Below are 14,965 nucleotides of genomic sequence, written 5' to 3'. Positions count from 1 at the left end.
TTACATCTTCTATGTGATTAATTCCTTGCAAAATATCATCTATTAAACAATAAATTGATATAATTTTGTCTTTACAAAGCATTGGTGAGGTTTATTGGTTCGCAAAACAAATTTACTAAACCTCTGCTTTGTTTTTTTATAGTAGCTCAACTAGCAACTTGAATTATTTAGTAGTTTTTGTGTCATTACAGTTAATGCACAAGCAACAGTAGCGAATGCTACAAATAACGTAACTGCTACCAGTTTTTTGGGTTCTGGAGCAAACAGTAATTTCGATGTATTGTTTAAAAGGAACAATGTTGAGGCTGGTAGATTATCTACAAATTCAGTTTTTTTTGGAGTTGGTGCAGGTTCAAATTCAACGACAACATTTGGAGGAAATACATTTGTTGGTACAAATTCGGGTGTTAGTTCTACAGGTTCGTCCAACACCTTTTTGGGAAACTCATCAGGAAATCAATTTAATGGTTTATTCAATTTAGCAATCGGAAAAAGTGCAGGAAATAATTCGAGCGGTAATGGTAACATACTTATAGGTACTCAGGCTGGAGAAGACATAACTGGAGACGGTAACCTTCTGTTAGGTTTTTTGGCAGGTGCTTATTCCAATTTTAATAACAAATTAATAATTAGTAGTCCTATTTATGAAGATAATGGTGCTCTTATTTGGGGTGATTTTGAACAACTCCAATTAAAGTTCAATGCTAAGGTAGGTATTGGTTATAATTTTGGTAATTACCCTTCAACTGCTGGTTCAGTTGATGTTTCAAATTACGATTTATTTGTTAAAGGTGGTATATTGACAGAAGCTGTTCGGGTAACTTTACAAAGTACTTGGGCGGATTATGTTTTTGAAAAAGACTACAAATTGCCGAGTTTGGATGAAGTTGAAAAACACATTGAAGAAAAAGGTCACTTGATGAATGTTCCAAGTGCTAAAGACGTAGAGGAAAACGGGATTGAACTCGGCGAAATGGCCAGGATTCAGCAAGAAAAGATAGAGGAATTGACACTTTATATTATTGAGCAAAATAAAATCAATGAAAATCAAAATAAAGAAATTGAAAAATTGAAAATTGCTTTACAAGTATTATTAGAAACAACAAAGTAAAAACAATTTTCAAAAGATATGAAAAAACTAATTTTATTTTGTGTTTTTATCGTGAACATATACACAGTATATGGACAAAAAGACATAATTCGGGATGAACATTACCTAAGCCCGAATGGACTGTTTGAAACGGTATTTGATCATTATGGTAATAGCTATCAACTATCTGATATTTTAATTAGCAAAGAAGTAAGGACTGACAAAAATAATTTGTCAAGGTCTGTAAATTCAGTTTCTATGAGTTGTGGCTATTATAATGTTTTTTTTGAAACCGGCTCTGGTATGGAAGATTCTTCAAATCCTATCCATATGGAAAGAAGGGATGTCCTGTGTAGGGTATTAACAGATCTTTCCAATTTTATAAATTCTCCACTTACAACGAATGGATTGAATAATAAAGTAAATATATGGGTTAGGAATATTAATAATGTAATAACATTGCCAAACACTCCAAATGGAGTATTAGGAATGGCAAGTTCATTTTATACAATGCCTCATAACACAACGACTGGTTTTGGAGGTATAATCGATAATGAAATTTGGAAAACAATTCACCTAGGTAAAGATTCTTATACAAATACAGTTTCACCATTACTGTCAAATGGTATAAATGCTGGACAATCGGGAATTTTTTATCATGGCATGATGGCCTTCAATTTTAATACTACTGACACGGCAATACCTAATACCCCCTCAATCCTTTGGAATACGAGTTTATCGGCTACATCGTTTCCAGGTAAATATGATTTATACACTGTTATATTACATGAAATGACACATGCATTGGGATTTGCCAGTTTATTGAATTCCAATGGCTTGTCAAAATTTAATTCTGCTTATAACTATTTTAATCGCTATGATACTCGATTAAAAAATAATGCAAACACACAATTTTTAATTAAAAAACAAATTAGAGCTTGTGGCAGTATGTATGATTACGTTTTTAATAATCTATTAAATACAAGTGTCTTGCAACCTAATTCAAATACCTGCAATGATAAAGTTAGGTATGTAGGGCTTTCAAATGTTCCGGTGCATACTCCAACGGTTTTTTCCCCTCCTAGCAGCTTAAGTCATTTTGAAGGAGTTTGTGTTTCACCCAATCCAAGCTTTGTTATGGAAAGTGCAACTGGGGCGAATATTATAAAAAGGTTTTTAAAACCACAAGAACGAAATGTTCTGGGTGATTTAGGATATAGTTTAAATAATAGCTATGGCGTTAGTACAACTTATCAAGGCACAACAACTTATACAGGAACAATTACGGGAATAGATGTTGCAGGAATGAATGACGGGATAAATACTATTGATAACAGCTTTGCTTTTATTGGTAATTCAGGTACAGCTATTGCAATAACCGGAATCTTGAATAATGATTTTACAACCAATAATAGTAATTTAAGATTTGAGTGTTTACAGGATGTGTATGATTCGTCAGCTACATTTTCTAGTACAAGTGGCACTTCTGCAACTACTGTTACATTCAATAGTACAGTAACAGGTGTCCACCTTTTGAGGTATGTTCCTTTTAATAATCTAACTCAGCAGCGAGGGAATATTACCTATGTTTATGTATATGTAATGAATACGAATAATTGTGCTATCCCAACTGCTTGTAATTTAGTTATGAATGGTGATTTTGAACAGTTTTCAACACTACAATCACAATTTTCACCAGTTAGTTTGGCTTGTGGATGGAATGCGGCAAATGGAGCAACCCCTGATTATTTTCATACTGATGCTCTGAATATAAACTTTAAAGTCCCTTGTAATTACTTTGGTTATCAGAGCGATAAAATTCAAGGAAATAATGCCTATGCAGGATTTGTTGCAAATAATGTTTCTACTAATCAAGAGAATATTGTCACGACATTATCATCGCCACTTTTGCCTAATTCTATTTATCAACTTAGCTTTGATGTGTCTTTGGGTGAAGGAGTGAGTTACTTTTTAATGAAGCCACAGGCGTATCTTAGTACCTCGTATAATATTACAGCTAGTAATGGTTATATTACAATCTCTAATCCTAATATGCTTTACAATTCGCCTAATTTTCCTTCCGTATCAAATAGCTGGGAAAGAGTAACAATAATTATAGAAACAGGACCAGTTGCAGGGGAGAGGTTTCTGTATCTCGGGACTTTAAATAATCATGTGCCTAGTGGTCAGGTTATTCCAGGAACGGCTCCAGGGTGTAATTATGCCAATTATGGAGGAGCCGTGGTTAATGCTACCTATTATTATATTGATAATGTTGAATTGGTTCCTTTGGAGGGGGCAAGTTTAAACATTCCTGACGAGCATTGCCAAAATATAGTTTTGTCAGATTTAAGTTCTTATATAATGTCAGCACCCCCAAATGGAGTTTTCTCTGGTTCTGGAGTAACAGTTTCAGGAGGTAATTACTCCTTTAATGCTTCAGTAGCAGGTCTAGGTACACACACTATTACATATAGTTATATTAATAGTGCAGGTTGCCCTATTACAATTAGTTCAGATGTTAGTGTTTTAGATTGTTATGAACCTGAAGATTGTCCAGCTAATTTGACTTTTACTACCACCGAAATTGGTAATGCTGACTATCAAGCTTCATCAGATATAGTTGTTAGTACTAATTATCTCGTAAATTCAGGACTAGTTATAGAAATGACAGCAGGGAATTCTATAACTTTTGATCCAAATTCGGAAATGAAATTCGGAAGCGATTTTCATGCTTATATAGAAAATTGCAGTTTTTCTGAAAGAATTACTAATAGTGTTGAGGATGCAGAACTTGAAAAACTTACGAAAGTATTTGTTTATCCAAATCCTACTAAAGGATTAACAACGATCGTTGCAGATGGGATTAATATTAATGCCGTAACCGTCACATCAATAGAAGGAAAAATAATGTATACTAGTAAGAATAATTATGAATCAAATTATTATGATTTAGACCTTGTCAACTTTGAAACAGGCGTTTATATTGTAAATATAGAAATGGTTAATGGTCAAATCCTAAGTAGAAAAATAATTAAAAACTAAAAAAACATGCTATTATCGACGGTAGGAAAGGAATCATTTCCGTAAGATCTTAAAAAATGTATAATGGAAAAAAACCGTCTCAAGTTTCGTTTTGAGACGTTTTTTTTATTTTATTAAATCTTTACGTATTTTATTTCTTGATTATCTTCTTGTCAAAAACACCTTTATTCGTTTGAATATTAATTAAATACACACCACTGCTTAATTCGCTGGTATCTACTTTTGTTGAACTGCCATTGATTCGTTTAACCAGCTGTCCGACAATACTATAAACCGAAACATTTTGGATAATTTGATTGTTCGAAAGTGAAATGTTCAGTTCATTTGTAACTGGATTTGGATACAAACCAATCTCGTTTTTAGTAAATTCATTTGTTCCCAAAGAACTGTATTGGGTTTTGATGTAGTATAAATTCGTAGTGCCACCTTTTGTAATCAGGTTTGTTCCTGCTGGAACATTCGGAATAATGGCCACACCTGAAGAAGCTGTATGATTGACACCGTTAAGTTTGATGATTCCATTAAAAGTTGGATCAAAAACCAACGTTAGTGTAGATGGATTAAAAGTGGTATAGGTGATTACGGTTGGCGTTTCGATTTTTAAACGGGCTGTCAACGTCAAATCGTCATAGGTTGTCAATCCTGGATTAGAATTCATATTTGCCGATGTAAAACTGTAGAAAGAACTTGTCAATCCTGAAGTGGTGAAATTATGAATCTCATCTCCAGAAGAGGGAACCCCTATCGTTATTGAACCCGAGCCTGAAACGGAAGCTCCAGTCGTTCCTATTGTTGCAATGGTAAAAGATACTTCGTCCGTTGGGGTTCCGGAAATCGTAACTGTTTTTTCGGTCATGTTTTTTACAAAATCAATTCCAAAAGCGGGCAATCCGGTAACGGTTACATCAGTTGCAGTTCCGCCCCAAGTGAAAACCATATTACTGATTGCATTTCCTTCGGCAACCGTTTGTTCGTTGTTTTCAGGGATAATCAAGGTTTGGCTGCTTTCAATTGGTGTTATACCTTGAATGGCTACCAACGATGACGTGTATCCATTTAAAAGAGCCATCAAGCCCGTATTTACGGCAGAATGAGTATCATCGATTGCATTGTTGAATGTCCAACTGATGTCGCCTCCCGAAACCCTTCCGGAATAGGCCATAACATTGTCTTTTGCAACAGTCGGACTGTCAATCACCAAGGCATTCACATACAAAGTGGGATCGGTGTCAAAATTGTTATAGGAACTATTCCCTTGAAATGAAGTGATGGTGTTGCTGACGTTTTCATTCCTTGTAGTAGCTACATAAGCATCAAATTGAGCTGGGTTTGTGGTGGCATTATAAGGGAGAAAACTAGTTTGTCCGCTCATTTCATTGTTGAAAGCCTTGATGATTCCGCCGTTTTCTCCAGAGAAAGTTCCGTTCGAACCGCCTAAAATATCGGTACCTTGTTTGGAAATCATCATCGGATATTTGCAAGTGCGGAAAAAATTCCCTTCCACAAAAACCGATGAACCCAATGTGGAACCTACGCCATATTTCGAAATTCCGTCGAAATAATTGTTATAGACATGAGCCGAATAGTAACGAACCCTTGGATGACGCGAATCCGAATGATCAAACCAATTATGATGGTAGGTGATGTATAATCCTGAATTCGTATTTTCGCTTAACCCCAAAAGGCACGATTTTCCTGTGTCCCAAAAATGATTGTAGGAGAAAGTAACATATGTAGATCTTTTGCAATCCAAAGAGCCATCGCCTTTTGCTTGATCGGCATCGCCTCCCGGAGCTCCATAAAACATATCGCAATGGTGAACCCATACATAATTATTGTCTTGCTGTAGGCTAACATTGTCGCCTTCATTGGCATTTGTAAGCATAAAACCAAGATTTCTAACCTCGATATTCGAACCTTTCTTGATTCGCAATCCCCATCCGTTGACCAAAGCATCAGATCCTACGCCTTCAAAAGTGATGGAGCCATTCACGTTGTTGTTGTTTTCAATCACGATATCGCCACTCAACATATAATTCAAATCAGTAATATTTCCGATCAATCTCACAATCAAGGGACGATTGTCATTTCCTTTTTTAAACCCGTCTAAAATGGTTTGCAGGCCTACACAAGGATTGCTGTTGGCTCCAACTACCACAAGGGAAACGGTGTTTTTAGTTTCTTGTGAAATGTATAAAATAACAGCGTTGTTTTTTACGGTTCCATCAAGATTGTAGCCTCCTGGAATCTTCCCGTTGCTGTGTGCGAAACCATTCCGATCGTGGGGCAAAACCGTAACGGTTTCGGAAATGGTTGCTTCTCCTTCAATATTGGCTGTAACGGGAACTACTTTCAAAGTATAATTTCCAGCTGAAAGTCCAAGTACATCTGCCCGAAAATAAGTTCCGTAATTCCGAATCAGTTGTGTGTCGATTAGTTGATCGATCAAACCGCCACCTGTATAATATACTTTGTAGCTGTCTGCACCTTCAACGGGGCTCCAAGTGACGTATGCAGATTCCAGCCATCCTGTTGCTTGAGTGATCGTGACGTTTTGGGCATTCATTTGAAACGAAAGCCAGAACAATAATGTTAAGTGTAGTATTTTTTTCATAAGATAAATTTGAATAAGCTAAATAAAGTTATGTAATGGATTACACGAAATTATAAATTATAAAATAATTATCCAATATTTTTATGCTAAATAAAAATAAAAGCTAAAAATTTTATCATAAAGCCAATAAATACAAGGTTTTTTAAAAGTACTATTTTAAAAATAAATCTTCAATTTAACAGATTCCAACTATGAAAGAGCATTTTTTTAGAGCTTATAATTCATTTTTATTCCAAAAAACGTCAATAATATTCTTTAATGGATAATCTAAGCCTATTTTGTAATTTGTAAAATACTATTTACGGTTCATTTTTTTAATAATAATGCTATTATGTCGCCTATTAATAATATGATATTAATTTTTAGGCTAATATTTTTATTAATATACTATTTTTAGTATTTTTGTGTAATCGATTACTTTTTTAATTTGGTTTTTCTTTTATAATTGTATCTTTTTAAGGTTTAAATAATTAATAATGAGGTGTTTAATAGTTTTTTCTATTTTGATGAATTTGAACTTGGCTTTTGGTCAGGTTGCAAAGGATACTTCCTTTACCGTTTCATCAGAATATAAGAAGCAATTAAAAAAATATCCACATATAAAAATGGTAAAACCTCAAAGTAATTCATTGGTTTTGAAGCAAAAGGATATTGTTTACACTGATGAAAACCGACCCTTATATCTTGATGCTTATCTTTTCAAATCCAATATAAAACTTCCAGCGGTTGTAATGCTTCACGGTGGCGGATGGAAATCGGGCGATAAATCGATGCTTGAATCATTTGCAGAAAAAATCGCATCAAATGGGTATCAATGTTTTGCCGTTGAATACCGTTTATCAGATGAAGCTCAATATCCTGCAGGAATTGAGGACGTGTTAAAAGCTATAGCTTATATTAAAAAGAATGCTGAAAGATTCAATGTTGATGCTTCAAAAATTGCAATCTTGGGACAATCTTCGGGAGCTCAAATGGCTTCTTTGATCGGGACAAAATACAATACAGAGGTTAATGCAATCATCAATATTGATGGCGTTCTGGCATTTCATCATCCAGAATCAACAGAAGGGAAATATGCCTCGTTATGGCTTGGAGGAACCTATGAAGAAATTCCCGAAATTTGGAAGGATGCATCGGCACTTTTTCATACAAACGAAAAAACGCCTCCCATTTTGTTCATCAACAGTCAACACGATCGTTTTCATGCAGGTAGAAACGATATGATCGAGATATTGAACAAACACAAAATATATTCAAGAGTGGAAACCATTTCGGATAGTCCACACACATTTTGGCTGTTTGAGCCTTGGTTTGACAAAACGGTACAATACACACTTGATTTCCTAAACGAAAAATTAAAATCTTAAATAATGAATTTATCAAAATTATTTCTTGCAACTTCAACGGTTTGTCTTTTGGCAAGTTGCAGTTCGAAACAGACAAGTTTGCAATCTAAAAACCAAAAAACCTATGCTGAAATTTCGGTTAAGAAAGGCGGAAAATGGAACGGAAAAAAATACGAAGGAGGCACTTTTAAAAACGTCGAAAGCTTGAAAGTTCCAGAAAGTCACACCGATCATTCGTTTTACATTCGCTATGAAGGTCCGGGTTGGGAGAGCAATAAAGTGGGATATCGATTGTATTTAGATTGGCGAAATGCGATTGATATTTATGGAAAAAAAACAGATACTTTGGTCTTGTCGCAAGTGGGGCAGGATGGTTTTGATTCTTATCATAATATGAGCGATTGGGGTGCCGATATTCTGAAAGTGGCAAAGGGAATGGGAGTCGGTTCCATCGGAAGGATTGTCAATAACGAAATGCATCATTTTAGGGAAGTTGAGGCAACAGAAGCCAAAGTTTCAAACCACAAGGATCGATCAGAGGTAAAAGTAAATTATACGGGTTGGAAAACAAACAACCAAAAAACCAATTTGGAATCGCAATTGACCATTTTTCCAGACGAACGTTATACGAAACACACGATTCAATCATCTGAATTGATGGACGGAATTTGCACAGGAATTGTAAAACTGAATAATCTTCCTGTCATAGAAAAATCAAGTGAAAACAAAAAATGGGCTTATATTGCAACCTATGGCGTTCAGACCCTTTTTGATGATCAATTAGGAATGGCCGTTTTCTATGAAGTTGCAACAGCCGAAAAACCTTTTGAAGGACCACATGATCATCTGATTCAGTTCAGACCAACAAAAAACAAGATTACGTTCTACTTTCTTGGTGCTTGGGAAAAAGAACCGAACGGCATCAAAAGCAAGGAAGCTTTTATTCAATATTTGGATGAAAATTTAAAAAAACTAAACGACGGCAATACACTCAATTAATATGAAAAGAAGAAGCAAATTATATGTATTAATTGTTGCAACATCGATAGTGATGGGTTGCAAATCCAATAAAATAGTTACATCCAATTCTAATTTGGAAGTTCCAACAGAATTAAAATGGTCGGAAAGAATGGCTTTAACCTTGATGAAGCAACATCCAAATGCTTACGAAATTGATCATAAAACCCAACCAAAATGGGATTATGTTCACGGATTGGTCATGACTTCTTTTGAGAAATTATACGAAGAAACCAAAAAGCAATCTTATTATGATTATCTGAAAGGATATTATGATGCCACGATTCAGCCCGACGGAAGTATTCCTACGTATAAAATAGAAAATTATAATATTGATATGTTGGCTGCTGGAAATGCACTTTTTTATCTTTACGACACTACTAAGGAAGGTAAATATTTAAAGGCATTAGAATTACTCCGAAGCCAGTTGGACAAGCATCCTCGAACTTCCGAAAAGGGTTTTTGGCACAAGAAAGTCTATCCAAACCAAATGTGGCTGGACGGTCTGTATATGGGTTCGCCTTTTTATGCACATTACACGGTGAAATTCGAAAATGGAAAAAATCTGGATGATGTTGCACTTCAATTCGAGCAGATACAGAAGCATTTAGTAGATGCCAAAACCGGACTTTTATACCACGGTTGGGACGAAAGTAAGGAAATGGCTTGGGCCAATAAACAAACGGGAACTTCCCCGAATTTTTGGTCAAGATCGTTGGGATGGTATGCCATGGCTTTGGTGGATGTTTTGGATTATATGCCCGAAAATCATCCGAAACACAAAGAATTGGTTGTTTATTTGAACCAATTGGCTGAAGCCTTGAAAAAACAGCAACACGCTTCAGGATTGTGGTACCAAGTTACAGATCAAGGAAATAGAGAAGGAAATTATTTGGAAGCTTCGGGAACGGCAATGTTTGCCTATTCTTTTGCAAAAGGAGTAAACAAAGGCTATTTGCCAAAAGAATATAAAAAAGTAGCCGAAAAGGCATTCGACGGATTGACTAGGGATTTAGTGAAAATATCTTCGGAAGGATATGTAATTATTACAGAAGCCTGTGCTGTTGCAGGTTTGGGAGGCAATCCGTATCGTGATGGATCTTTTGAATACTATGTCAACGAACGAAAGCAAGATAATGATCCGAAGGCAACCGGACCGTTTATTTTAGCAGCCTTAGAATTAAACAAATAAGCAATCAGATGCAAAAAACAATCCTACTTTTTCTCCTGCTTGTTGGTTTTTCAAAAGGCCAGTCTCAAATTTTGAAAACTTCGTGGAATGATATTGTCAACAAAAAGGATGAGGCTTGGTTTCAATCCAAAGAAGCTGAAGAAATAGCCCAAAATGTTTTGTTGTATCAGCGGGATATTGGCGGTTGGCCTAAAAATATCCAGATGCAGGAACCGCTTTCTGAAAAGGAAAAATCAGAGTTGGTAGCCTTAAAATCCAGTTCAAAAGGATGCACGATTGATAACGGAGCGACAATTTCGGAGCTATTTTTTTTATCCAAAATATACAAGCAAAATCCAAAGGAAGAATATAAAAACGCTTTTTTGAAAGGGTTGGATTATTTGTTGATGGCACAATATGAAAACGGTGGATGGCCTCAATTTTATCCGTTAGAAAAAAAATATTCTTCGCACATTACCTATAATGATGACGCTATGACCAATGTGATGCTCCTCTTGAAACAAATAAAAGATAAGACGGATTATTATTCAATCCAGCCATCCGAAGAAATCAGAGAAAAAACAAGTCGAGCATTTGATAAAGGGATTGATTGTATCTTGAAAACCCAATATAGACAAAAAGGTGTTTTGACAAGCTGGTGTGCTCAACACGATGAATTTACCTTATTGCCAGCCGATGCCCGAAGTTTTGAATTGGCTTCGTTGAGCGGTTATGAATCGGCAAAGATTTTATTCGTTTTGATGAGTGTTAAAAATCCTTCGAATGAAATTATAACAGCCGTAAACAGTGCCGTTGATTGGTTAGAAAAAACAAAAATTACCAATCTAAAAGAAGAGCGGATTTATGATGAAAAAGGCAAGATGATCGATAAAAAAATGATTCCTGCTCAAAATTCCGAACCAATTTGGGCTCGTTTTATGGAATTGGAAAACAACAAGCCTTTTTTTTGTGACCGTGATGGAATCAAAAAGGATTCAATTTCGCAGATTGGTCTCGAAAGAAGAGTGGGATATGCTTGGTATGGTTCGGCTCCACAAAAGGTTTTAGAGAAATTTGAAAAATGGAGCAAGCAAAATTTCCTCAAAAAGCCGGTTGATGAAAATAATGTAACCGTTGTCCAAGATGGTTCTGGCGATTATACTTCGATCCAGGAAGCCATCAATCAGGCAAAGGCTTTTCCGTATGAAAAGATTACGATTTACATCAAAAATGGGATTTACAAAGAAAAAATCAAAATCCACGAATGGAACAGCAACCTGCAGCTAATCGGCGAAAGCCAAGAAAAAACGATTATCGCATTTGATGATTATTTTGGCAAAATGGGTTTGGGCAGAAACAGCACTTTTTATACCTATACTCTGATGGTTCAGGCCGATGATGTGGTCTTAAGAAATCTTACCATCCAAAATGTTGCTGGAGAAGTTGGACAGGCTGTGGCACTTTCGGTAACTTCAAATAGGGTAGCGGTTGTGAATTGCAAACTACTTGGAAATCAAGATACTTTGTATGTAACAGGAACCGGAAAGCAATATTTTAAAAACTGCTATATCGAAGGGACGACCGATTTTATCTTCGGAAGTGCAACTGCATTTTTCGAGAATTGTGAAATTCACAGCAAAAAAGATTCCTATATCACGGCGTCTTCCACTCCGAAAGACAGTGCTTTTGGTTATGTCTTCAGCAATTGCAAATTGACGGCAACCGATTCTGTTTCGAAAGTATATTTGGGACGACCTTGGAGAATTTATGCTAAAACCGTATTTCTGAATTGCAATTTAGGACGTCATATTTTGCCCGAAGGATGGCACAATTGGTCGAAACCCGAAGCCGAAAAGACTGCTTTTTATGCTGAATTTCAAAATAATGGAGAAGGTTCAAAAACGCAATCACGGGTGAAATGGTCGCATCAGCTTTCAAAAAAGGAAGCAAAAAAATATACGAAAGAAAATATTCTAAATGAATCACAGCCTGATTCTAAAAAACAGTGGTATGCAGATTTCTAGGACTTTATTTTTAGTTTTAATTTTGGCTTTTGGATGTAAAACTGTTCAAACATCAGAAGAAAATTCATCCGTCGTGATTTATACAATTGGCGACTCTACAATGGCGAACAAACCCAATCCAAACGAAAATCCAGAACGGGGATGGGTACAAACACTCGGACAGTTTTTTAATGAAAAAGTAACGATAAAAAATCACGCCGTAAACGGAAGAAGTACCCGAAGTTTCAGGGATTTGAAGCATTGGCAACCAGTTTTAGATTCTTTGCAACCGGGAAATTATGTGTTCATTCAATTTGGTCACAACGATGGAAAAGACACCGATCCGACACGTTATACCAATCCGCAAACTTCTTACAGGAATAATTTGATGCGTTATGTAGAAGAAACTCGTGCCAAAGGAGCCATCCCGATTTTGTTTTCGTCAATTGCCAGAAGAAAGTTCAATGAGCAAGGAGTTTTGTTGGATTCCCACGGAAATTATACCTTGCAGGCCCGTTTGGTAGCCCAAGAAATGAATGTACCTTTCTTTGATATGCAATATTATACCGAACTTTTGGAAGAATCCTACGGCGTTGAAGGTTCCAAGAAACTGCATCTTCATTTTGCTCCAAATGAAAACAGTTACATCTCAAAAGGAATTGAGGACAACACGCATTTATCGGTTTTGGGAGCTACAGAAATTTCGAAAATTTTTGTGAATGAGTTGAAGAGACAGAAGCATGCTTTGGGGCTATATTTGAAATAATCTAAAAATAGTCATATTACGTTTTACTATAAAATAGATCCTTAAACTTTTTATAATAAAGAGTTTAAGGATTTATTCAGTTTATATATTATCTTTTCAAAGAGAAATGTGCTTTAAATTCTTTGTTTGTTCCTTGTCTATTTTTATAGGAAAGCGTAAACCAATAATCTGTTGACGGGAGCTGCTTTCCGTTCAATGTTCCGTCCCAAGAACTGTTTTGAGAAGGATTAATAGAGGTAATCAATTTTCCGTATCGATCAAAAATATAAATCTTGGCATCTTGTTGTTGTGATAAGCCTTCGATTGACCAAGTATCGTTATAGCCATCACCATTAGGAGTAAAAAAACGGGGATAATTCATGGCAAAAACAGGCAGTACTAATTCTCCACAACCATTCTTGTCTCTTATTGTCACTTCATATTCACCTTGATAAATGTTTGTAAACTGGTTGCTTTCTTGTGGTATTCCATCATCCAATTGAAATTCATAATTTGTAGATCCTCCAGTAACCGTAATAGTTATGGTCTGATTTCTATTGAAGTCTTGTTCTACTGACACTTCCGCAATGGCTAAAGAAGAGGTTCCTACAATTGAGGTGGCTGTATTGGAACATCCTGTAAGTAAGTTTGTAGCCGTTACTTTATATACTCCAGGAACAAAGGCAAGATGAGTATTTGTAGTGGTAGGCAACGGATTGTTATCACGTGTCCAACTGAAACTATGATTTGTGTTAGGAAGTCCACAGTTAAGATTCTTAGGCAATAATACAGCACCAGTTTCATTATTGATGCACAAAAACTCATCTTTCAAAACCGGTGTTGGTAGAGGATTTACTAAAATTGTCATTTGTACTGTTGCAGCACATTGCCCAGCATTTGGTTTAAAAGTATATACGGTAGAAACATTCTCATTGATTGCCGGCGACCAAGTTCCCGTAATCCCGTTGTTGGAAGTCACAGGCAAGGCCGACAATGTTTCCCCTGAACAGATTGGAGCAACCTGTGTAAAAGTCGGAACTACGGAAGTATTTACCGTAATGGTCATGCTTGCCGAACCTGCACATTGACCCGCATTCGGTGTGAAGGTATAGGTTGTCGTAGCCATATTGTCCAAGGCTGGCGACCAGGTTCCAGCAATCCCGTTGTTGGAAGTCACAGGCAAGGCCGACAATGCTTCCCCTTGGCAGATTGATGGCACTTGCGTGAATGTCGGAACGGTGCTATTATTTACCGTAATGGTCATGCTTGCCGAACCTGCACATTGACCCGAATTCGGAGTGAAGGTATAGGTTGTCGTAGCCATATTGTCCAATGCAGGCGACCAGGTTCCCGTAATCCCGTTGTTGGAAGTCACAGGCAAGGCCGACAATGCTTCCCCTTGGCAGATTGGATTTACAGAAGTGAAACTCGGAACCACAGAAGTATTTACCGTAATGGTCATGCTTGCCGAACCTGCACATTGACCCGAATTCGGTGTGAAGGTATAGGTTGTCGTAGCCATATTGTCCAAGGCTGGCGACCAGGTTCCCGTAATCCCATTGTTGGAAGTCACAGGCAAGGCCGACAATGTTTCCCCTTGGCAGATTGATGGCACTTGCGTGAATGTCGGAACGGTGCTATTATTTACCGTAATGGTCATGTTTGCCGAACCCGCACATTGACCCGCATTCGGTGTGAAGGTATAGGTTGTCGTAGCGGAATTGTCCAATGCAGGCGACCAGGTTCCCACAATCCCATTGTTGGAAGTCACAGGCAAGGCCGATAAAGCTTCCCCTTGGCAGATTGATGGCACTTGCGTGAATGTCGGAACGGTGCTATTATTTACCGTAATGGTCATGCTTGCCGAACCTGCACATTGACCCGAATTCGGAGTGAAGGTATAGGTTGTCGTAGCGGAATTGTCCAATGCAGGC

General features: G+C 36.7%; 9 protein-coding genes. 7 read left to right on the top strand and 2 right to left on the bottom strand.

Going from position 1 to position 14,965, the window contains the following annotated elements:
* The first annotated feature begins 280 nt into the window (after nt 1–280).
* Together J2X31_RS17910 and J2X31_RS17905 are read left to right on the top strand one after the other, a co-directional pair.
* Entirely contained in the window at nt 281–1,111 is an 831-nt protein-coding gene (locus J2X31_RS17910; RefSeq protein WP_310028907.1) for a hypothetical protein, read from the top strand.
* A gap of 18 nt (nt 1,112–1,129) precedes the next feature.
* Entirely contained in the window at nt 1,130–4,135 is a 3,006-nt protein-coding gene (locus J2X31_RS17905; protein ID WP_310028905.1) for a T9SS type A sorting domain-containing protein, read from the top strand.
* A gap of 130 nt (nt 4,136–4,265) precedes the next feature.
* Here J2X31_RS17905 and J2X31_RS17900 read toward each other — a convergent pair whose 3' ends face one another.
* A complete protein-coding gene (locus J2X31_RS17900) occupies nt 4,266–6,749 on the bottom strand; it encodes a pectate lyase family protein (RefSeq protein ID WP_310028903.1) in 2,484 nt (827 codons plus the stop codon).
* Nucleotides 6,750–7,225: 476 nt separating this feature from the next.
* Between J2X31_RS17900 and J2X31_RS17895 the strand changes: the two genes are divergently transcribed.
* Genes J2X31_RS17895 through J2X31_RS17875 form a run of 5 tightly spaced genes read left to right on the top strand, consistent with a single transcriptional unit; the run spans nt 7,226 to nt 13,052 of the window.
* Nucleotides 7,226–8,116, top strand: coding sequence for an alpha/beta hydrolase (locus J2X31_RS17895; RefSeq protein WP_310028901.1), 891 nt, complete (start codon nt 7,226–7,228; stop codon nt 8,114–8,116).
* A 3-nt stretch (nt 8,117–8,119) separates the two neighbouring features.
* The gene (locus tag J2X31_RS17890) at nt 8,120–9,094 is read left to right on the top strand and encodes a DUF4861 family protein (RefSeq protein WP_310028899.1); all 975 of its coding nucleotides are present in this window, start codon (nt 8,120–8,122) and stop codon (nt 9,092–9,094) included.
* A gap of 1 nt (nt 9,095) precedes the next feature.
* Entirely contained in the window at nt 9,096–10,304 is a 1,209-nt protein-coding gene (locus tag J2X31_RS17885) for a glycoside hydrolase family 88/105 protein (RefSeq protein ID WP_310028896.1), read from the top strand.
* A gap of 8 nt (nt 10,305–10,312) precedes the next feature.
* Nucleotides 10,313–12,307: a pectate lyase gene (gene pelA / locus J2X31_RS17880; RefSeq protein ID WP_310028894.1), complete on the top strand. Its 1,995-nt coding sequence runs from the start codon at nt 10,313–10,315 to the stop codon at nt 12,305–12,307.
* Nucleotides 12,294–13,052, top strand: coding sequence for a rhamnogalacturonan acetylesterase (locus J2X31_RS17875; RefSeq protein WP_310028892.1), 759 nt, complete (start codon nt 12,294–12,296; stop codon nt 13,050–13,052). Before pelA ends, J2X31_RS17875 begins: the two co-directional genes overlap by 14 nt.
* A gap of 88 nt (nt 13,053–13,140) precedes the next feature.
* Here the strand turns inward: J2X31_RS17875 and J2X31_RS17870 are convergent.
* Nucleotides 13,141–14,965, bottom strand: a 1,825-nt coding sequence (locus J2X31_RS17870; protein ID WP_310028890.1) for a T9SS type B sorting domain-containing protein, incomplete at its 5' end; no start/stop codon positions are given.

Origin of the sequence: Flavobacterium arsenatis (genome assembly GCF_031456785.1) — a bacterium.
In the GTDB taxonomy this organism is placed as follows: domain Bacteria; phylum Bacteroidota; class Bacteroidia; order Flavobacteriales; family Flavobacteriaceae; genus Flavobacterium; species Flavobacterium arsenatis.
The sequence above is the reverse complement of the archived record's forward strand: the minus strand, read 5'-3'. Positions and strand labels throughout refer to the sequence as shown.